At 70.9% G+C, this 21,422-nt stretch carries 14 protein-coding genes and 1 pseudogene; 13 read left to right on the top strand and 2 right to left on the bottom strand.

The annotated features are described in order from the left end of the window. Positions 1 to 11: 11 nt before the first annotated feature. Both LDL48_RS32110 and LDL48_RS32115 read right to left on the bottom strand, forming a co-directional pair. The gene (locus LDL48_RS32110; protein WP_225258878.1) at positions 12 to 1,160 is read right to left on the bottom strand and encodes a hypothetical protein; all 1,149 of its coding nucleotides are present in this window, start codon (positions 1,158 to 1,160) and stop codon (positions 12 to 14) included. Further along, positions 1,157 to 1,573, bottom strand: a complete 417-nt coding sequence (locus LDL48_RS32115) for a YbaB/EbfC family nucleoid-associated protein (RefSeq protein WP_225258879.1) — start codon at positions 1,571 to 1,573, stop codon at positions 1,157 to 1,159. Before LDL48_RS32115 ends, LDL48_RS32110 begins: the two co-directional genes overlap by 4 nt. A 292-nt stretch (positions 1,574 to 1,865) precedes the next feature. Here LDL48_RS32115 and LDL48_RS32120 point away from each other — a divergent pair, with 292 nt between their 5' ends. From LDL48_RS32120 to LDL48_RS32180, 13 genes and pseudogenes are all read left to right on the top strand, one after another. Further along, positions 1,866 to 2,186 carry a WXG100 family type VII secretion target gene (locus tag LDL48_RS32120; protein ID WP_308016517.1) on the top strand — a complete coding sequence of 107 codons (321 nt, stop codon included), beginning with the start codon at positions 1,866 to 1,868 and terminating at the stop codon, positions 2,184 to 2,186. Positions 2,187 to 2,231: 45 nt separating this feature from the next. Next, complete coding sequence (locus tag LDL48_RS32125; protein ID WP_225258880.1) at positions 2,232 to 2,534, top strand: WXG100 family type VII secretion target; 303 nt, start codon at positions 2,232 to 2,234, stop codon at positions 2,532 to 2,534. Positions 2,535 to 2,661: 127 nt separating this feature from the next. Then, positions 2,662 to 3,495, top strand: coding sequence for a hypothetical protein (locus tag LDL48_RS32130; RefSeq protein WP_225258881.1), 834 nt, complete (start codon positions 2,662 to 2,664; stop codon positions 3,493 to 3,495). Between the two features lie 56 nt (positions 3,496 to 3,551). Further along, positions 3,552 to 6,347: a WXG100 family type VII secretion target gene (locus tag LDL48_RS32135; RefSeq protein ID WP_225258882.1), complete on the top strand. Its 2,796-nt coding sequence runs from the start codon at positions 3,552 to 3,554 to the stop codon at positions 6,345 to 6,347. Next, positions 6,340 to 6,714 (top strand): hypothetical protein, encoded by a 375-nt coding sequence (locus LDL48_RS32140; RefSeq protein ID WP_225258883.1) that lies wholly within the window; start codon positions 6,340 to 6,342, stop codon positions 6,712 to 6,714. Before LDL48_RS32135 ends, LDL48_RS32140 begins: the two co-directional genes overlap by 8 nt. Continuing rightward, positions 6,711 to 10,685 carry a type VII secretion protein EccCa gene (gene eccCa, locus LDL48_RS32145; protein ID WP_225258884.1) on the top strand — a complete coding sequence of 1,325 codons (3,975 nt, stop codon included), beginning with the start codon at positions 6,711 to 6,713 and terminating at the stop codon, positions 10,683 to 10,685. Before LDL48_RS32140 ends, eccCa begins: the two co-directional genes overlap by 4 nt. After that, positions 10,682 to 12,088 carry a type VII secretion integral membrane protein EccD gene (gene eccD, locus LDL48_RS32150; protein WP_225258885.1) on the top strand — a complete coding sequence of 469 codons (1,407 nt, stop codon included), beginning with the start codon at positions 10,682 to 10,684 and terminating at the stop codon, positions 12,086 to 12,088. Before eccCa ends, eccD begins: the two co-directional genes overlap by 4 nt. 6 nt (positions 12,089 to 12,094) lie before the next feature. Continuing rightward, a complete protein-coding gene (gene eccB, locus LDL48_RS32155) occupies positions 12,095 to 13,450 on the top strand; it encodes a type VII secretion protein EccB (RefSeq protein ID WP_225258886.1) in 1,356 nt (451 codons plus the stop codon). 6 nt (positions 13,451 to 13,456) lie between these two features. Continuing rightward, entirely contained in the window at positions 13,457 to 16,192 is a 2,736-nt protein-coding gene (locus LDL48_RS32160) for a hypothetical protein (protein WP_225258887.1), read from the top strand. Next, the gene (locus LDL48_RS32165) at positions 16,189 to 19,488 is read left to right on the top strand and encodes a right-handed parallel beta-helix repeat-containing protein (RefSeq protein ID WP_225258888.1); all 3,300 of its coding nucleotides are present in this window, start codon (positions 16,189 to 16,191) and stop codon (positions 19,486 to 19,488) included. Before LDL48_RS32160 ends, LDL48_RS32165 begins: the two co-directional genes overlap by 4 nt. 26 nt (positions 19,489 to 19,514) lie before the next feature. Next, positions 19,515 to 19,826 carry a YbaB/EbfC family nucleoid-associated protein gene (locus LDL48_RS32170; protein WP_225258889.1) on the top strand — a complete coding sequence of 104 codons (312 nt, stop codon included), beginning with the start codon at positions 19,515 to 19,517 and terminating at the stop codon, positions 19,824 to 19,826. A 277-nt stretch (positions 19,827 to 20,103) separates the two neighbouring features. Then, positions 20,104 to 20,619: pseudogene (locus LDL48_RS32175) on the top strand (type VII secretion system-associated protein); the annotation flags it as partial. A gap of 148 nt (positions 20,620 to 20,767) precedes the next feature. Beyond that, positions 20,768 to 21,421: a type VII secretion system-associated protein gene (locus tag LDL48_RS32180; RefSeq protein ID WP_225258890.1), complete on the top strand. Its 654-nt coding sequence runs from the start codon at positions 20,768 to 20,770 to the stop codon at positions 21,419 to 21,421. Position 21,422: the final 1 nt, after the last annotated feature.

Genomic DNA, 21,422 nt, shown 5'->3' on the forward strand with positions numbered 1-21,422 from the left:
GCTGCTCCCAGTCAGAGGTCAGTGACGAGCGGCACGGCAGTACCGTCCGGGGCGAAGGTCACGTAGAGCGGTTCGTAGCCGGGCGCGGTGGGATCCACGGTGGGGTCTTTCTTGACTACGAAAAGCGGGTAATCGCCGGTGTCGAGCGGTCCACCGTCGCGGTCGGTGATCACGTGATCCGCGGTGATCGGCGAGATGGACTGGTAGAGGTTGGCGTCGATGCGGGTTGTCCCGTCCGGGAAACTGGAGAAGCCCAGCAGGTCGAAGCCGTCGGCCAGCGGTAAGCCGTCGATATGGGCGTCGTGCCAGCGTCCGTCCTGGAAATGGCCCGATGTCTGCAGTGGATTGGCGAGGCCCGGCATCAGCTCTGACGCGGGGTCCTCGACTGCGTGCTCCTCGGTGGACGGTTCGACACTCTTAGTGGAAATCCCAGCTTCATCCGGCAACAGCGAGGTGGACATGAATGCTTCGTGTTGTGGTTCGGCGCAGTTGTTCGTGTTTTCCTCGGTTACGATTGCTGGGCGGTCCTGGATGGTGATTCCGCGTTCCATAGTTGGGATTGCTGGGCGGTCCTGGATGGTGATTCCGCGTTCCATGGTTGGGATTGCTGGGCGGTCCTGGATGGTGATTGCTGCGCGTTTCTCGGTCGCGATTGCTGCGTGTTGTGGTTCTGCGTAGTTGCCTGCGTCCTGCACGGGTGCGCTTGTTTGGAAGGGCATGAGGGTGGTGCCCGCCTCGTGCAGGCGCGCCTGAAGCTGCTGCTCCGGGGCCTGTGGCTGTGCGTCCCCGTCGTCACGGCGTACGAAGGAGCCCTGCGGGACGTCCTCCATCTGATGGTTGAGCAGGTTGCTCCACTCGTTCGCCTGCTCGTCGGTCTCCCGGTACAGCTTGCCGCTCTTGCGGAGCCCGAGTGAGGTGTAGTCCAGGGTGCTCTTGACGCTGCCGACGATGGTGTCGAGGGTGTCAAGCCCTTCGAGGAACTTCGCTGAGAACTGCCGGCCCATGTCGTCGTCGCCCCAGCTGTTGCCGTACCGGGCACGGAGGTCCTTCAGCTGAGCGAGGTAAGCGTCGTAGATGGCTCCGTGGTCGGCGTACGCGTCGCCGAGGCGGATGACGCCCTCCGGGTCTACCCAGAGGTGGCCCCGCGGCTGGTCGCTCATCGGCCGGCCCGTTCGATGCCGAGGAACTCACGCACGCTGGTGGCCATCCGCGGCTCGGGGGGCAGGAACGTCTCCGCGCCGGCCGTGCCGCGCACGAGTGCCTGAGCGTCCATGCCGTCCGGGAGCATGGGGGCCAGCAGCTCGGCGGCCCGCTGCAGGGCCGACTCCTTGGCCTCCGCGTAGGTTTGCAGAATGAGGGCGGTCAGCTCCGTCGGGGTGAGCCGCTTGTAGGCGCCGGTCGGGAACGTGACGTCGGTGAGGACGCCGCTCTGCCCGACCGTCACGGTGACCTCGCGCCGCGGTGACGTGGCGGAGACCGAGATGTCCCGCATCTTCTGCTGCATCTCGGTCAGGCTGGAGCGCTGCCGCCCGTACTCCTGGAACAGGTGCTCGATGCGCTCGTTGAAGTCCATCCGCCGTTCTCCTTCCGTCCGGGGCCGATCCCAGTACTAGGGCCGCCCGATCGCGGCGACAAAGGGATCGGCCGCCGGATAGCACGAAACTCGACGGTTTCTTCCCGCCTGTCCGCCGCCGCGCGGGGTCGTCGCGTCGAAGGAGGCAAATCCGCTAAAGGTTCGGGACGTTGGGGCCGCACCACCTTGCTTCGTCGGGTCGCCATCAGCCAACACTTCTGTCTGCGAACGCCGGGCCCGTTTTTCCATGACCCGCGTCGCCCCGGACGAGCACGACGAAAGGAGTGTCGCTGTGACCATGCCAGTGGTGCAGACCACCGAAGTGGGCATGCAGGCGGCTGCCCAGGAATTCTCCGGCCGAGCCACGGAGTTCACCGGCCACCTGCAGAGCGTCAACCAGCAGATGGCGATGCTGCAGGCCACCTGGAATGGTGACGCGGCCAGGGGCTTCAACACGGCGATGGACAGCTGGGAGAACTCGTTCCAGAAGGTCATCAACGAGCTCATCCACATGATGGACGTGATGGGCGTGACCACGAAGGGCTACGCCGAGGCGGAGAACACCGCGGCCTCGGCGGCTCAGTCCTTCGCCTCCGCGCTGCCGGGCATCTGACGCCTCCCTCCGGTGCCCGCAATCCCGCATAGAAAGGAAGTGACGGTGTCGAACTACCGCTTCGACTTCAGCCAGGCCGACTCCACCCTGTACGACATGAACCAGATCAACACCCGCATCAAGACCGCCCTGTCCGACATGGAGCAGAGCGTCGAGCGGTCGCTGCAGGATTGGACCGGTGACGCGCAGACCCAGTACTACGCGTCGAAGCAGGCCTGGAACCAGGCCGCCAACGAGATGTCCGTCTACCTCGAGCAGGCCCGGTCGACGCTGCTCAACATCTCGGACAACTACGGCACCACCGAGCAGCGGCACGCGGCGATCTGGAACGGCGTCCGCGGCGCCTGATGCCGCACGGCCGGCTCCGTGTCCGATCGGCGCGGCTGCCGGTAGTCCCGCCGGCCCGGAGTCATGACCCGGGCCGTCGGCGTCTGTCCCCGCAAAATCGGTTTGCTCAGAAGAAGGTACGAAGCCCGTGGACGTGAACACCCCCTCCTTCGACGGTGCTGTGGCGGCCGGCGTATTCAAGACGTACGACTCCGAGCACCACAAGCCGGACGGCTGGACCGAGAATGCCGTCGGGCGGATCCGTGATGAGATTCATGACAATGCCAGGGACCATCCGAAGAACATCGATTTTCTCGACGAGAGCAACTACTCCAAGGAGGAACTCGACGCGTACGACTGGTACCAAGACCATGTGCTCGACATCAACAACTGGACGAAGATCGCGACCGAGTTCAACAAGAAGTCGGGGAGCAAGGACGCCGTCCAGTACGAGCACGCGCCGGCCGAGGGAAAGAATTACGGTCTCAAGGACGACGACGGATTCCGCCCGCCCGTGGTGCACGAGTGGAGTGATTCCGTCGACAAGGGCAAAGGCGTGGCGGTCAACACGCAGGCATTGCGGCATTTCGCCAAGCAGCTCGAGGCGATCGAGCCGGACGGCACCGGGGGAGTGGCCTGGCAGGCCTGGGACAAGCTGAACAAGGTCTCGATCAAGCCCGGCGGCTTCGCCAAGGCCGAGGTGCTGCGCCAGAAGATTAACGGGGCCGGCGGCGACGACGACGGCCTGCGCGGCGGCACCATGGACACCCTCATGACGGTGCACCAGGCGATCTACAACCTCCGGAAGAGCCTGATCAAGCTCGCCGACGAGTACGACAGCGCCGAAGAACTCAACAAGATGACCGGTGACCAGCTCACCGATGCCATGAAGAACGCATGGGCCCAGATCGAGAAGCTCAAGAATTCCGGCACCGACGAGGCGAGCCTGGATAAGGGCACGCCCGACTCGCTGTTTAAGTGACGCGCCGCGCAGCCGTCCGTTTTTGCTGGTCCTAGGTGGAGGATGCGGTCCCGGTCATGGCCGAGAAGGACAAGGACGACGACAACTGGAACAGGGATGTCGACAAGGCGGCCACGTTCATGCAGGCGAAGATCGACACCTCCGACCTCGAGGACTACAAGAAGTGGGTGCACGAGGAGCCGCCGGGCTGGCGAAAGCTCAAGGCGGCGGTCACCGGCGGCGCGGCGCTCGGCAATGACGACGCCGTGGAACTCGCCGGGACGCTGGTCGACCCGCAGTCGCTCGCGGACGCGTCCGGCGCCTTCAACCAGGCGTACGAGACTCTCAGCTGGCTGGAAACCGTGATCCGGGACCACTCGAACGCCCTCGCCGGCGAAGGCAAGGCGTGGCAGGGAAAGGCGGCCGACGCGTTCCTCGCCAAGATGGAGTACTTCGCCGATTTCCTCGGGGCGCAGGCTGAGCACATTGCCGGCGCCGACGGCATGAACGGCACCCAGTCGGTGCCGAACCAGTTGTGGAACAACGCCCGCTACCTGGCGTGGGCGCAGCACGCGATCAACTTGCTGGACGTGCAGTGGGCGACCATCGCGAGGAACGACGTCCCGCCCGCGCCCGTCACCCCGAACGGCGTCGCGATCAGCAAGTCGCGGTTCGCCAAGCCCATGACCGAGCAGATGGCGCAGGTCGTCGACACGCTCGCGACGCAGTACGAGATCACGTACAGCGCCGTGACACCGCCGACCGGCACCGGGGAACCGCCGATCACGCAGCCCTCGATGCCGACCGTGACGCTGCCCAAGCAGCCCACGATCACGCCGCCGAACCTGGGCAAGATCAACGTGCCGACCCCACCGCCGCTCGACCTGAAGAACCCGCCGGGCCTGCCGAACCCGCCGGGCGGTGGTCCCGAGGTGAAACCGCCGTCCGTGGATGGTCCGCCCAATCTGTCGACGTTGAACGGGCCACAGGATGTGAAGCCGCCGTCCGTGGATGGTCCGCCCGACCTGTCGACGTTGAACGGGCCGCAGGATGTGAAGCCGCCGTCCATGGATGGTCCGCCCGACTTGTCGGCGCTCAACGATCCGCCGAATGTGACCGCACCGACCATCGAGGGGCCGCCGGACCTGGCCCCGGTGAACGGCGGACCGGACGGCATCAACGGCGGTGGGCCGCAGGCGGGCGGCGGGAGCTTCGTGCCGCCCGTCGTACCGCCCGCCCCGGGCAGCTTGGGCGCCGGCGACACCAACCGGGACAGGCCCGGTTCCAGGCTGGGCGACGTTCCAGAGGCGCCGAAGCTGGGCAGCGGCGGAGCCGGTGACATCGACCCGCCGACCGTCCCGCGCGCGCCGGAGCTGGTCAGTAGGGGAGCCGGCGACATCGCCCCGCCGACCATTCCGCACGCGCCCGGCGCTTCGAGCCCGTTCGGCAACGGCGTCAATCCTCCGGGTGCGGGCGGCGGTATGCCCATGATGCCCGGCGGCAGTGGGGGAGGAGGCGGCCTCGGCGGCGGCAACCCCGCCATCCCGGAACGGCCGGACGCCTCGGGGCTGCTCGGCGGTGACCAGAGCGACTGGAAGCCGTCGTCCGGAACGGTCCTGACCCCCGACGCGCCGGGTGGTGCGGTGCCGGGTGGGGCTGGGCTGGGTGGTGGTGTTCCGGGTATGCCGGGTGGTGTGCCGCCGCAGGGTGGTGGTGGTGCCGGTATTCCTGAGCGTCCGGATGCGGCTGGGTTGGTCGGTGGTGAACCGACTGATTGGGAGCCGGGTGTCGGTCGGGTGGATGTGCCGGATGCGCCGGGTGGTGCGGTGCCGGGTGGGGCTGGGCTGGGTGGTGGTGTTCCGGGTAAGCCGGGTGGTGTGCCGCCGCAGGGTGGTGGTGCTGGTGGTGCCGGTATTCCTGAGCGTCCGGATGCGGCTGGGTTGGTCGGTGGTGAGCCGACTGATTGGGAGCCGGGTGTCGGTCGGGTGGATGTGCCGGATGCGCCGGGTGGTGCGGTGCCGGGTGGCGCCGGTCTCGGCGGCGGTGTTCCGGGCATGCCTGGTGGCTTTCCGCCGGGTGGCGGCGGTGCCGGTGCGGGTATTCCGGAACGTCCGGACGCCGCTGGGCTCGTCGCCGGAGACCCGACGAACTGGAAGCCGGATGCCGGGGCCGTGGATGTGCCCGATGCGCCCGCCGGTGTCGCGCCCGGCGGCCTCGGGCTGCCCGGCGGAAACCCGGAATCGGTGGACGCCCCGGCGGTCCCGGATGTCTCCGTTCCGGCGGAGACGCCCGCTCTTGAGAGGACACCGGAGCGGGCGCCCGGCGGCGTACCGATGATGCCCGGTCCGCCCGGCCCTGGCGGCGGGTCGAGTGACAAGGAAGCGGAGCGACCGGATTCCTCCGCGCTGGTCGACGGGGATCCGCAGGACTGGCTGGGGGATGACGCCGGCGGCGAACCGGGCGCACCCACCGGAGCGGCGCCCGGCGGTGCCGGCATCGTGGATGCGCAGCCACCGGTGGACCCGCCGCCGCCGGTGGACCCGGCGCTGGGCTGGCATCAGGGCGTCTCGGTGCCCGGCATCGGCGACACCGAACCGGTCGTGGTGATGCCCGGCTTCCCGGGTGCGTCCGAGCCGCCGGAGCGCGAGAAGGCGGAACGTCCCGAGGCCGCAGAGCTGCTCGTCGAGGAGAGCCGGACGTGGGCCGGCCCCGACGAGGCCGAGGACGAGGCCGGGCCGCAGACGGACGACCACGTACCGGTGCTGCAGGCCGACGACGGTAGCGGTGACCGGGCCGCGTGGGACGACACCGGGCAGTCCTGGTGGTTGCACGGCGACGCTGACGAACGTGAGGAGAAGCTGACCGATGCCTGATGCGCAGGAGGCGCCGGGTCTGCCGTTGTGGCGGCGCAACCGGTCCGCGGCATCGGTGCCGGTGGAGGACGGCGGCCTGCCGTTGATGTGTGGCGGGCCGGACCTGACGACGGCCGAGACCCAGAGTTGGCTGGAGCAGGAGGAGAAGCGGCTCAAGCGGGAGAAGGAGGAGGCCGAGGCCCGGAAGCGGGAGGAGGCCGAGGCGCGTAAGGCGGCCCGGCATTCGTCCGCCGCCGATTGCTGCGACGAGGAGGACGAGGACAAGGCGGCCGAGAAGTACCGCAATGATCGGTACGCGGTGAAGCTGCTTCGCCAGGACGACTCCGCCTGGGGCGGCGGCGGCGCGGACACCGGGATGCTCGGATGAGTACGGTCACCGTCAAGCGCCCGCCGCGCGTCGCCGGCCCGGAGGTGCCCGAGGGTGAGGTCGAGCTGCAGGAGCCGCCGCTGATGGCGGAGGAGGCGCCGCTCGACTTCCGCTCCCTCGCCATGATCGTGCCGATGGGGCTCGGCATGGGCGCCATGATGGCGATGTTCGGCCTCTACAGCCGGGCTCCGATCATGTACGTGATGGGCGGCGCGATGGCCGTCGGCATGCTGATGATGGGCGTCGTGCAGATCGGCAAGGCCGCAGCCGACCGCAAGCGCAAGATGCGCGGCGAGCGCCGGGACTTCCTGCGGTACATCGCCCAGCTGCGCAAGCAGGCCCGATCCGCGGCGGACCAGCAGCGCCAGTTCGTGCTCTGGAACAACCCGCAGCCGGACTGGCTGTGGTCGGTGGCGATGAGCAGCCGGCTGTGGGAGCGGCGGCCCAGCCACGACGACTTCGGCCGGGTGCGGATCGGGCTGGGCCGGCAGAGCGCGATGCTGCGGTTCCTGCCGCCGCAGACCAAGCCCATCGAGGACCTCGAGCCGCTGGCCTCCATCGCGTTGCGGCGGTTCTCGGAGGCGTACCGGACGGTGTCCGGCATACCGATCTCGGTGGGGCTGCGCAGCTTCACCTCGATCGAGCTGGAGGGCGACGCCGACGCGGCGGTGGACCTGGTCCGCGCCATGGTCGCCCAACTCGTGACGTTCCACGCGCCGGACGAGCTACGGGTCGCCGTGCTCGCCCCCGAGGTGCACCGCGGCAACTGGGACTGGATCAAGTGGCTGCCGCACAACGCCCACCCGACCGCGATCGACTCCGCCGGCCCCGTACGCCTGTTCGCCGGTACCCATGACGAGCTGATGGACCTGCTCGGGCCGGAGGTCACCGACCGCGGCGACCACGACCGGGCGTCGCGGCCGTCGTCCACCGAGCCGTTCGTGGTGATCGTCGCCCACCTCGCCGACCTGCCGGACAGCTCCCGCCTGCTCGGCGCCGGGCTGCGCAACATCGTGCTGCTCGACCTCACCGGCGCGATGCCGGGCGGTCCGAAGGTGCTGCGGCTGACCGCCAAGGACGACGTGGTCGAGTTCCCGTCGGGGGAGACCGTCGGCAGCGCCGTCCGTGACGCCCTCGAGGCGGGACCGGCCGAGGCGCTGGCCCGGCTGATCGCACCGAAGCGCACCAGCGGCACGCTCGACGTGGCGGAGGAGCCGCTGGAGACCAGCTTCGACCTGACCACGCTGCTCGGGATCCGTGACGCCAACACGTTCGACGTCCAGCAGTTGTGGCGGTCCCGGGTGCCGCAGCGCAACCGGCTGCAGGTGCCGATCGGTGTGACCGAGGACGGCGAGGTCATCGAACTCGACCTGAAGGAGTCCGCGCAGGGCGGCATGGGACCGCACGGTCTGCTCATCGGCGCGACCGGCTCCGGCAAGAGCGAGCTGCTGCGCACCCTGGTGTGCGCGCTCGCCGCCACCCATAGCTCCGAGATCCTCAACCTGGTCCTGGTCGACTTCAAGGGCGGCGCGACCTTCATCGGCATGGAGAAGTTGCCGCACACCTCGGCGGTCATCACGAACCTCGCCGACGAGCTGCCGCTGGTTGACCGCATGCAGGACGCGCTCAACGGCGAGATGACCCGGCGCCAGGAGATGCTGCGGGCCAGCGGGTACGCCTCGCTGTTCGACTACGAGAAGGCGCGGGCGGCCGGCGCACAGCTGGTGCCGTTCCCGGTGCTGCTCATCATCGTCGACGAGTTCAGCGAGCTGCTGTCCAGCAAGGGCGAGTTCATGGACCTGTTCGTCTCGATCGGCCGGCTGGGCCGCAGCCTCGGCGTGCACCTGCTGCTCGCCTCCCAGCGCCTGGACGAGGGGCGGATCAACCGGGTCGAGGGACACCTGTCGTACCGGCTGGCGCTGCGGACATTCTCCTCGATGGAGTCTCGCGCGGTCATCGGCGTGGGGAAGGCGTACGAGCTGCCGCCCGAGCCCGGCAACGGCTACCTGAAGGTGGACACCACCAACCTCGTGCGGTTCAAGTCGGCGTACGTGTCCGGCCCGTACACCGGCAAGGGCCTGGTCGGCGGGGTCGAGCACGAGGAAGACGCGGCCGTTGCCGAGGTCGTACCGTTCACCACCCGGCAGGTCGCCGTCCGGCACGACCCCGGGCGGGTCCGCCCGGCGGAGGCGCCGGAGCCGGAGGCCGAGCCCGGTCCCGAGGCCGCGTCCGGCCCCAGCCTCGTCGAGGTGCTGCTCGACCGGCTGGCGGGGTCCGGACCGCCGGCCCGGCAGGTGTGGCTGCCGCCGCTGTCCGCGGCGCCCAGCCTCGACTCCCTGCTGCCCAGCGTCGTCCCCGACCCGGTACGCGGCATGACCGTCGCCGATCCCGCGTCGCAGGACCGGCTGCGGGTCCCGGTCGGCATCGTCGACCGGCCGCAGGAGCAGTTGCGGGAACTGCTGACCGTGGACCTGGGCGGCGCCAACGGCCACGTAGGCATCGCCGGCGCCCCGCAGAGCGGCAAGTCGACCCTGCTGCGCAGCCTGGTGTTAGCGCTCGCGCTGACCAACACGCCGCGGGAGGTGCAGTTCTACGGCCTCGACTTCGGCGGCGGTGGCTTGGCGTCGATCGCCGGCCTGCCGCACGTCGGCTCGATCGCAACCCGCATGGAACGCGACCGCGTCGTGCGGACCATCGAGGAGATCCGGCAGGTGATGGAGCGCCGCGAGGCCGAGTTCGCCCAGCGCGGGCTCGACTCCATGGCCACGTACCTGGCGGCCCGGGCCCGCGGCGATATCGATGACCGATACGGCCACGTGTTCCTCATCGTGGACGGCTGGTACACGATGAAGCAGGATTTCGTGGACCTCGACGTGAAGTTCCAGGAGATCGCCTCGCGCGGCCTTTCGTTCGGCGTGCACGTCGTGGTCACCGCCACCCGCTGGTCGGAGATGCGGACGTGGCTGCGCGACCTCATGGGCACCAAGCTGGAGCTGCGGCTCGGCGACGCGATGGAGTCCGACGTCGGCTCGCGCAAGGCCGCGACCGTACCCAACCAGGCGGGCCGCGGGCTCACCAGCGACGGCCTGCACTTCCTCGGCGCGCTGCCGCGTACCGACGGCAGGGCGGAGACCGGCGACCTCGCCGAGGCCACCAAGTCGGTGGTCGAGGAGATCGGCACATTCTGGACCGGCGCGCCGGCGCCGGCCGTGCGGATGCTGCCAACCCGCCTCGTCGTCGAACAGCTCCCCGACCCGGAGCGCGAGTTCAAGGTGTGCATCGGGCAGGACGAGCAGCGGCTCGCCCCGGTCTGGCACGACTTCATGGCCACGCCGCACATGCTGGTCTTCGGCGACAGTGAGACCGGCAAGACGAACATGCTGCGGCTGGTGCTGCGCGCCATCCAGCACCACTACACACCGGAGCAGGCGAAGGTCGTGCTCGGTGACTCGCGGCGCGACCTGGACACCGCGATCCCGGCGGCGTTCCAGGTGGGGTCCGGCATCACCGGTGACAAGCTGTTCGAACTCGCCGGCCAGGCGTCCGTCTCGATGAACCGGCGGATACCGGGGCCGGAGATCTCCTCCGAGCGGATGCGCCGCCGGGACTGGTGGGAAGGGCCCGAGCTGTTCGTGGTCGTCGACGACTACGACCTGATGACCAAGGGCATCGGCCCCGGTTCCACCCTGGAGCCGCTGCTGCCGTTGCTGGCTCAGGGCGTCTACATCGGACTACACGTGGTGGTCGCGCGCAGCACGTCCGGCGCGATGCGCGCCATGATGGACCCGGTCGTGCGCCGGATGTGGGAACTCGGCACCCCGGCGACCCTTTTCTCGTACCCGAAGGAAGAGGGCAAGTTCCTCGGCGAGGCGGCCCCGCGCCGGCTCCCGGCGGGACGGGCCCAGCTCGTCACACGGCGCGGCGTGAAGCTGATGCAGACGGGTTACGTCAGCGAAAGGGGCCGCGGGTGACCACGGCAGCGACCGGCGAGCTGTGCCGGATCACCGTCATCGGACCGGACCGCAAGGTCGACCTGGCGGTGCCGTCGACCACCACCGTCGCCGGCCTGCTGCCGATCCTGCTGCAGCACACCACGGCGGGCCGTCTGCCCGACGCGGACATCCCCGAGGGGGCCTGGGTGCTGCAGCGGCTGGGGCAGCCGCCGTTCGAGCTGACCGGTACGCCAGAGAGCCTCGACTGGCTGGAAGGCGAGGAACTGCACCTGCGACAGGCCGAGGATCCGCTGCCGGAACTCGACTTCGACGACCTGGCCGAGGGCGTCGCCACGGTGGTGAACCGGCGCGACGACCGCTGGCGGCCCGAGTACCGGCGGGTGCTGTTCCTGCTGCTGTCGGTCGTGGCCATGGGAGCCCTCGGCGCCGTGCTCGTCGACCGCGGCCCGGTGCTCCTGCAGGCGATCTCAGCCGGGGTGCTCGCCGCCATCTTCTTCAGCTCGGCGCTGGTGGCCGGGCGCAAGCTGACGGACGGGGCGTTCGCACTGCTGTTCAGCTCGGCGGCGAGCGGCTTCGCGGCGCTGGGGGCCTCCAGCGCGTTCGACAGCGACCCCGAGGGGATCGCGTGGACCGAGTCGGCCGTGCTCGCCGGCTCGGTGGCCTGCGTGGCGGTGGTCGCCCTGCTGTTGCTCCTGCAGCGTACGGTGATCCCGGGCCTGCCCTTCGCCCCGCTGCTGGTGGTGGGGGTGACCGGGCTCGTCGTGATCGGCGTGCTGCTGCTGCGGACCGGCTCGGCGATGACCATGCAACGCACCTCCGCCACCGCGATGGCCCTGGTGTTCGTCGTGATCGTGCTCGCGCCCCGGGTGGCGGTGAAGTTGTCCCGGCTGCGCGGCCCGCAACTGCCCAAGACCGGCGAGGACATGTCGTACGACATTGAGCCGGTCCCGTCCGACGTGGTGCAGGAACGGACCGGTCACGCGGACACGTACCTGACCGTCGCGATGAGTTCCGCAGCGCTCGTCCTGCCGGTGCTGTTCTCCTTCACCATGCAGGTCCCGGGCTGGTCGGGATGGACGTTGGTGCTGGTGGTCGCCAGTGCAATCCTGCTGCGCGCCCGAACCTTCCTCGGTCTGTGGCAGCGGATCGCGCTCGTCGCTGCCGGCACCGTCGGCTACCTCATGGTCATCATGAGGTTCTCCGATCTGTGGACGCCGGGCTGGCGGTACGCGCTGCTGGGGGGCCTCCTCGCGGCCGTGGTACCGCTGGTGCTCGCGGCGTTGCGCCCGTGGCCGCGCCGGCTCCTGCCGTTCTGGGAGTACTCGGCCACGTTCTTCGACGTCACGACCGGCCTGGCGGTCCTCCCGGTGCTGGCGCAGGTCCTGGGGACGTACGCGTGGGCCCGCGGACTGTTCGGGTAGGCCGGCATGCAGACCCAACGCGACCACGTCCACGCCCACACCTTCATGATGGGCCGCCTGAGTTCCGCGCTCGTCGAGGGTGACCCGACCAGCGCCGAGATCCCGGGCCGCCGGGCGCTGACCGGCACCCTGCTGGGCATCCTCGTCGTGGTGCTGGTGGCGGCCGGCTTCGCCGTCTACGGCTGGATCGTCCCCGGCGGGAGCAAGGCGTTCCGGCAGGCCGGCGCGATCCTGGTGGAGAAGGAGACCGGCAACCGGTACGTCTACTTCGGCGGCAAGCTGCACCCCGCCCCCAACCTGACGTCGGCGATGCTGGTGCAGGGCCCCGCCGCCAAGGTGAAGCTGATCTCGCGCAACTCGCTGGCAAAGGTCCCGCGCGGCCCGGCCATCGGCATCCGGGACGCGCCGCAGACCGTGCCGGCGGCCGGCGACATGCTCTCCGGGCCGTGGCTGACCTGCCTGCCCGGGTCCGTGGTGGACCTGCCAGGTGACGGCCTCGGGATCAATTTCGACCCGCGGGCCGCGTCGGAACCGCTGCCGGCCGACCGGTTCAGCGTGGTCCGGGGCGGCGGCCACACGTACGTGGTCGCGCTGGGCCGCAAGTTCCGGGTGGGCGGCGACGCGGTGCTGGTGGCGCTCGGCGCGGCGAACGTACGCCCGGTCCCGGCCCCTCGGAAGTGGCTCGACTGGCTGGCCACCGGTCCCGAACTCGAGCCCGCGAAGATTCCGGGTGCCGGCTCGACCGGCCCCGAGGTCGGCGGCCGCCGTCATCCCGTCGGCACGCTGTTCCGGCAGCGCCCCGCCGCCGGCGACGAGCAGCTGTTCGTGCTGCGCGGCGACGGGCTCGCGCCGATGAGCCGCACGGAGTTCCTCCTCGCCGACGCCGACCGCGGCGGCGAACCGGTCGAGCTGGACGCGGCGGCCGTGGTCGACGCTCCCCGCTCGACGGACCGGTCGCTGACGAGCCGGCTGCCGGAGCTCGTCGGCCTGCACTGGCAGGACCCCGGAGACCGCGTGCTCTGCCTGCGCCAGCAGCCCGTCGGGAGGGACGCCTTCGGCAGCATGCCGGTGCTCACGACGCGCGACCAGTCCGCGGTGGACGGCGAAGGACGGCCGTTCGTGTCGATCCCGCCGCGCACCGGGATGGTCGTGACCCCCGTGCCGCAGGTCTCGAAACTCCAGGTCGAGGCGCACCTGATCTCCGACGAGGGCATCGCCTACCACCTTCTCGACCGGGATGCCGCCGTGGCGCTGAAGCTCGACAAGGCCAATCTCGTGCCGTTCCCCCGAAGCCTGCTGGCGGCCCTGCCGCAGGGACCGTTGCTGAGTCACGCCGCCTCCATCGGTGGCGGAGGGAGGTAGTTCATCATGGCATCCGGCATCCGCGGCCTGCTCCGCGGCGGCAAGGGGGGACCCGGCGGGGTCGTCCAGCACACCGTGGGCAACGCCCTCGTGCTGCACGCCGAGGACGCGATCAGTTCCGAAGCCCAGTCCCTCGCGCTCTCCGTCGTGGCGGACGCCGAGAACGACGTGGTGGTACTCGACTTGGGCCCCGGCATGCCCATCAGCTCCTGGGAGTCCATGGCCGGCGTGCTGCCCCGGCGGCGTCGCGGCATCCGGCTCGTGGCGTGCGGCCAGCACCGCAACGCGGCGGCGATGGCCGGGCAGTGGCTGTCCGAGCGGTTGAACCGTACGGTCATCGCCCCCGACGGCGACCTGGTCCGCGGCTCCGCGGGTGCGCTGTTCGTGCACTCCACGCCCGGCAGCGGCTGGGTGCGGTTCCGCCCCGGCAAGCCTCCGTCGTGGGACGCCAAGCGTTACCCGACCCCGGCGTGGGACCGGGCGGTCGTCGACCGCAGGGCCTCCAGCTCGACCGGGGAGATCGAGCCGCTGCCGGGTGGCGTGTGGATCCATGACGTGCGGTACCCCGAGACGGTCGCCGAGCACCGGGCCCGCCTCGTGGCCGACGTGCCGTGCCAGCCGGACACCATGGCCGTCCTGCTGGGCTGCCCTGGCACCGCGCCGCTCTCGCTCGACGACGTGGTCCGCTTCTGGCGCGAACTCGACGAGGACAGCCGCGCCCGCACCCGCTTCATCCAGTACGGCGACGTCCGTCTGCCCGAGGGCGAGTCGTTCGGCCAGACGCTCGCGGACCAGCTCGGCACGAACATCATCTGCTACACCGGGGTGCCGGTGGGAGCGCCGCAGAAGTACGAGCTCCGCACCGTACGCCCCGACGGTGTGCTCGGTTGGGCGCCGTTCGCGCTGGAGCTGGCCTACGCCCCGCGGGCGCACCCGAACTCGAAGGCCCGCCGCCCGCTCGTGGTCAGTCACCGGTCGCCGCTGCGCTGGACCGAGGAGGTCGGCAAGCGGGTCTACTGGTACGCCCCCGACGCCGTGGTGGAGGTGGTCCAGGCCGGTCTGTGGATGCGCTCGCCGGAGGAACCGCCGAACGCCGAGCGGGTCCGCGCGGCGGCCCTGGACCCGCAGGGCAGCACGCTCATCTTCGACGACACAGTGGACGATCGCGCGGCCCGGATGCGGGAGTTGGCCGAGGACCTCGCGGCCCGGCTGGAGAGTGGTGCGGGCGGTGCCAGCACACTGTTCCCGGCGTCGGTGCTGGTGCCGGGGATGCGCCCGGCGGGGCGGGCGCAGGCACTGCTGAGCCCGGAGACGGACGCGCCCGCGCCGACGGCCACCACGCCGATGGCGGTGCCGCCGCAGCCCGTCGCCGGCATCATGTCCGCGCCGGTGGCTGAGCCGGTCGAGGTGGAGGCGCCGGTCGCTGGGCCGGTTCGGGTGGAGGCGTCCGTGGCCGGACCGATTCGGATGGAGGCGATCATCTCGCCGACGGTCGTCGCACCGGTGGTCGGCTCGGCCCCCGTGGCGGTGCCGCAGCGGCAGGTCCGAGTGCCGTTGCCCGGGCGCGTCCAGGCTGCGGCCCCGGTCGAGCTTGCTGCGCGGGTTGCGCCTGCTGCGCCGGTCGAGCTTGCTGCGCCGGTTGCGCCGGTTGCGCCGGTTGCGCCGGTTGAGCTTGCTGCGCCGGTTGCGCCGGTTGCGCCGGTTGAGCCGGTCGAGCCTGCTGCGCCGGTCGTGCCTGCTCCGCCGGCGCCGGCGTCGGCGCTCGAAATTCCGCAGGTCGACGTGCCCGATCCGGCCGACATCGGCCCGAGCCCGCTGCGCACCCCGGCCCCGGAGCCGCCGGCGCCCACCGCCCCCGCGAAGCAGCCCGAGCCCGTCGCTGCCAAGCCCGGACCCGCGGCCGTCGGCGAGGCACGGGTGCAGGCCGTACCGGCGTCCGAGGCCTCCGCCCTGCTGCCCCGGCGCCCGCTCGACGACGAGCGTGCCTGGCTGCGCCGTACGCTCAGCCGCGAGTTCGACACCATGGCGAGTTCGGTGTCGCGGCTGATGTCCGAGCACCCCGGCATGCAGGGCGGCGGCGCGGCGACCGCCGACGATGTGCTGGCCGACTCCGTCGCGGTGCGGTTCTACCTGTCCCGGCGCGGCGCGGGGGTGGACGCGGGGCTGCGGTCCGGCGCCAACGGGCCGCACGTGCCGTTCGCCCGGTGTGTGGTCTCCGGCCTGTCGCGGCTGCCGTCGTACCGGGGGACGACGGTGTTCCGGACCTCGCCGTCGGCCCGCGAGTGGGAGCTGTACCGGGAGCGCCGCCTGGTCACCGACTGGGGCTTCGTCGCCGCGCTCACCGGACCCTGCTCCGCGCAGGAGGGCGACACGGACATCCTGGTCTGGTCGATGACGGCCCGGCGGACCGGCCTGCTGGAGCCCGACGGCGACGACCGCGCCGAGGACCGGGTGCTGTTCCTGCCCGGCACCAACTTCAAGATCCTCGAGATCCGCCAGCCGGCCGGCGACCAGCGCGGCGCGGTGCTCCTGCGCGAGGTCGGGGTCAACGAGATCGACGACAGCGGCCGGGTGGACGCGAACCGCGTCTCGCTGGACGAGCTGGCCGTGACCGCGCTGCGCCGCAGCATCGAGCGCTGGGCCGGCGTGGAGCCACGGCGGCGGCTCGGACCGGGCGCGACCGCCCGGTTCGGGGTCCTGCCCGGGCTGGTACCGCCCGCCGCAGAGGGGAGCCGAGGATGAACCGGCAGGTCCTGGTGGTCGGCGGCGGGGGACCCGGCGCCTACTCGACGATCGGCGCCGCCCTGTCCCGGGCGGAGCGTGGCGCGACGATCACCGTCCACCCCGGCCGGTACGCGGAGAAGCTCGTCGTGGGGAACCTCATCACGATCAGCGCGGAGCCCGGCGGGCCGGTCGAGGTGCACGTCGAGGAGGGCAGCGTGCTGGGCGTGCAGGGCGAGGGCGCGCAGCTGCGGGGCATCACGCTCAGCAGCGCCGACCCGAAGCTCGCGGCGGTCGACGTCTACTCCGGCGAGGTCGCCCTCGACAACTGCACGGTCGTCGGCGCCTCCTGGGTGGCTCTGCTGGCACGGCTGCAGGGTTCCGTGGCGCTGCGCGGATGCGAGGTGCGCAACCCCGGCGGCGCCGGCATCGTCGTGGCCTCGCCCGGCATGAGCACGGTCGAGGACACCGTCGTCCGCGACATCGGGACCTCCGGCGTGGTGGTCTGCGACAACGGCTCGCTGACGCTGCGCCGCTGCACGGTCCGCGACACGGTCGCCAACAGCATCTGCGTGAACGGCGACGCCCGGTTGACCGCCGAGCACTGCGAGATCACCGGCGCGCAGAAACCGGCTCTGGTGGTAGAGCAGCGGGCATGGGCCCGGATCAACCGGCTGACCATTCGCGACAGCGCGAACGTCGACGCGTTCCTGCGTGGCGAGATCGACATGGTGGTCACCGACTCGACCTTCACCGGCGCGGCGCTGCAGGCGGTCCACATCACCGACGGCGCGAAGCCGGCCTTCGAACGCTGCACGTTCGCCGCGGGGCACACCGCCGCGCATGTCTCCGGGGCCGCGCCGATCTTCACCGACTGCACGGTGGCCGACTCGCGGATCGGCATCAACGCCGAAGGGGAGGCGGCGCCACGCTTCGCGGGTCTGACCGTACGCGGCACCTCCGAGCACCTGGCCGTCGCCACCACGAACGCCACGCTGACCCTCAGCGGGTTGCGCGCCGGGGTGCAGCAGGGTGGTGGTCTCGTCGTCCGGGACGGCGCCACGCTGGACGGCTCCGATCTGGTGCTCGACACCGCGGGCGCGGTGGGGCTGGAGCTGCTCGGCGGCGCCCGCGCCACGGTCCGCGAGATCCGCTGCGACGGTACGGGCGCAGCCGCCGTCACCGTCTCCGGCGCCGCGACGCTGGACCTGCGTTCGGCCGTGCTCCGCGGCGCGGGGCTGCGCGTGGCCGACGGCTCCGCGCAGGTGCGGGACAGCGAGATCGCTCAGGCGTCGGCGGACGGCATCCACGTGGCCTCCGGCGGGTCGGTCAGCGCGGTGCAGGTCCGCGTACGCGGCGCCCGCCAGGACGGCATCGGCCTCGGCCGTGGCGCCCGAGGCTCGTTCACCGACTGCGAGGTCCTCGGCAGCGGCGGTGCGGGGTTCGGCGTCGACACCGCCGAGCCGGTCACGATCAGCCGGTGCGCGGTGCAGGACAACGGCGGCGAGGACGTACGCCGCTGCGCCGACGCCAAGCTCACCGTGGACGCGCTCACCACCGGGAGCCGGCCGGCGACGGCGTACGAGGAACGGCCGTCCGCCGTCCGCGAGGAGCGGGAGGAGGAGACGGTGCCGGAGCCGGAGGGCGAACTCAGCGGCCCGCTGCGGGAGCTGAACTCCCTGATCGGCCTGCGCGGCGTCAAGCACGAGGTCACCGCGCTCATCAACCTCATCAAGGTGGCCCAGGTACGCCAGCAGATGGGCCTGCCGATGCCCCCGATGAGCCGGCACCTGATCTTCGCCGGCCCGCCCGGTACGGGCAAGACCACGGTGGCCCGCCTCTACGGCTCCGTCCTCGCGGAGCTGGGCATCCTGTCCAAGGGGCACATGATCGAGGCGGCCCGCGCGGACCTGGTAGGGCAGTACATCGGCTCGACCGCGATCAAGACCACCGAGCTGGTCACCAAGGCGCTCGGCGGCGTGCTCTTCATCGACGAGGCGTACACCCTGTCGGCGGGATCCGGCGGCTCGGGCCCGGACTTCGGGCAGGAGGCCATCGACGCGCTGATGAAGATAATGGAGGACCACCGCGACGAGCTTGTGGTCATCGTGGCCGGCTACTCGGAGCTGATGGAGAAGTTCCTCGAGTCGAACCCCGGTCTCGCCTCCCGCTTCACCCGGACCGTGGAGTTCCCGAACTACTCGGTCGAGGAACTGGTCACGATCACCTCGAACCTGTGCAGCAAGCACTACTACGAGCTGACCGATGACGCGATGGACGCGCTCACCACGTACTTCACCCGGGTCCCGAAGACCGGGACGTTCGGCAACGGCCGCGTGGCCCGCAAGCTCTTCGAGGCGATGATCAACAATCAGGCGTCGCGCCTGGCGAGCGCGCCCCCGGCCAAGGACACCGAACTCAACCGGCTCACCGCCCAGGACCTCGTACCGGAGCTGGCGCTGCTGGAGGACCTGCCGGTCGAGCACGTGGCGCAGCCCGACGTGGCCACGAACCCGACCGCCGCGATCAGCGCCGCCCGCAGTTGGCACCGGATGTGCGAGCTCGTCGGCGCCGCCTCGGTCCGCGAGGCGGCGGGCGCGACGCTGCTGCAGATGTGCGAGCTACGCAACCGCCGCCGCGGGTACGGCCGGCACGGCAACGTGGTGATCAACGGCCCGTCCGGCAGCGGCCGGAGCGAGTTCGCCCGCCTGTACGCCGCCGGTCTGTCCGAGCTGGACCTCATCCCGGTCGGCCACCTGGTCCGCGTGTCGACGGCGCACGAACTCGCGCCGCAGTGGCCCGGTCAGGCGCGCAGCCTCGTCCGTGCGGCGCTGCGCGACGCCGAAGGGGGCGTGCTGCTCGTCGAGCACACCGACGACGGCAGCGGCCGGTGCACCGAGGCCGTCGAGTCGCTGGTCGAGGAGATGCGTGCGGGCATGGGCGACCCCGTCGCGGTGCTCATCGGCGAGGCCGCGGCGTTGCGGGACCTTCGGGCCTCGGTTCCCGGCGTCGACGAGGTCTTCGAGCAGGAGTGGGTGATGCCGGCGTACAGCACCGCGGAGTTCGCCGAGATCGTCGTGCGACACCTGGTGCGCCGAGGACACGAGGTGCCCGACGACGTGCGTACCGCGATCGCCGACCTGGCCGCCGGGCTGCCGGAGCGCACCGTACGGGCGGCCCACCTGTTCTCCTGGGGCCTGACCCGCACGGCCGCGTCGCGCACGCTCGCCCTGGCCGACCTCAACGGCCTGATGAACCGTGCGGAGCCCGGCCGGGCCGCCGCTCGCCAATCCGGCGGCCTCGCCGCCGTCGGCTGACCACCCGTCCACCCCCAGGAGGAACCGTGAAACCCGGCCAGAAGTTCGATTTCGAGGACATCGTCAAGACGGCTCTGTCGTATCAGGACCAGATGCAGTCGGCCCAGGCCGAGCTGGAGCGGGCCCTCATCACCGGCCGCTCGGAGGACGGCACGGTGACCGTGCTGTGCAACGGCATGGGCAAGGTCAGCGCGGTCAAAGTCGATCCGCGGGTCTTCGACGAGCGGGACCGGGAGAAGCTGCAGCGGGCCATCGTCGAGGCGATCCAGGCGGCGGGGAAGAACGCCGGCAACGCCGCCGCTCAGCGGATGGGCGACGTGCAGGTCTCCCTGTCCTGAGCCCGTCCGCTCGGCCTCGTCGAGCCGGTCCAGGTTCTGCTGTGCCGAAGGTGCGAAGGGGTGCGACGCGCTGAGGTTGGGGCAGGACCACGGTCCGCACCGGAGCTACGCGCGGCGGCCCGTGGTCGAATGCAGGGCGCCGCCGTCCGGCTTCAGTCGGGATACGGCCGAAGGGCCTTCCTCCGCCATACTGCCCTGAACGCCATCCCCGCGCCGCGGGCAGCCGCGGTCGGCCGGTTCAGGTGCCGTGACCGGACGTGAGAGAGGATCACCTGACATGACCAGTGCAGCGGACGAGGCGGTGGACACCGCCGAGGAGAGTTACTTCCTCCTGATGGACCCGGAGTGGGCGCCGGACGACGAGCTGGAAACGCCGCCGTTCGAGGCGATCGTGGGGCTCTGGCCGTTGGCGGAGGACGGCTCCGTCGGCCGATTCCGCAGCAACCCCGACTACCGGCCGGTGAACGAGAACTCACCGTCCGATCCCCTCGACGCGCTGTTGCGACTCACCATGGGCGGGGATGCGGAGGTGGAGCAGCTGCAGCTCATGCTCCGCGACTGCCTGGTGGACCAGGCGATGAACGGCGACGGACGCCCGCTGATCGGCAAATCTCCGGATGACGTTCCCTGCGCCATCGTGGCAACCAGTACGCCGCACCAAGCCCGCATCGCGGCGCCGGACTGGCGGCGGTCAGACCTCGACGAGGTCGCGGCATCGCTGTCGGACGGCATGGACCTGCTGGTGAACCCTGGTGGACCGGCCTCCGTGCGGCTGACCGGGGACTTCATCCGGGCCACTGCGGCGATGAGCGAGGACGAGGTCAGCGCGGCTCGTGCGGCGTTCCGGCCGGAGGACCAGATCACGATCGTACCCGCCGATGAGGGTCACGACGCCGAAGTCGTGCGCGGCGAGCAGGACGACGAGTCGAGAGGGCGGGCGGATGCCGGCTGACGAGCAGGACATGGAGAACTACTTCCTTCTGATGGACCCGGACTGGCGTCCGCAACCCGACGAAGAGGTGCCGCCGATCGAGGCGGTGATCGGATTGTGGCCGCTCGCCGCGGACGGCTCGGTGGGGCCTTTCCGCAGCAATCCGGGCTACGAGCCGCGTGATGAGAACCCGGTGACAGATCCACTGGACGCGATGCTGCGCCTAACGATGCAGGGACGGGCCCCGGCGGAGCAGTTGCAGTTGCTGATGCGCGACGCGTTGTTCGAGGTCGCGCTCAACGGCGATCAGCGCCCGCTGATCGTCAAGTCACCGGACGACGTACGCTGCGTGGTGGTGGCCACCAGCATGCCGCAGGTACGCCGGATCAGCGCGCCGCAGTGGCAGCACCAGGACCTCACCGGCGTGGTGTCGCTGCTCCCGGACGGTGTGGACGTGCTGTTCAACCCGGGCGGTGCGGTGCCGTTCCGGCTGACGGGGGACTTCCTCCGCGAGACCACGATCATGAGCGACGAAGAGGTGGCGGCCGCCTACGAGACGTTGCGCGCGGAACAGGGCGATCAGCGCATCGAGGTGCTGCCGTGGGTGATCGGCGAGGACGACACCGAGGTCACCGTGGAAGCCGTACCCGCACAGGGCAAGTAAC

It is taken from the genome of Jidongwangia harbinensis (assembly GCF_020216025.1).
GTDB classification, from domain to species: Bacteria; Actinomycetota; Actinomycetes; order Mycobacteriales; family Micromonosporaceae; genus Actinoplanes; species Actinoplanes harbinensis.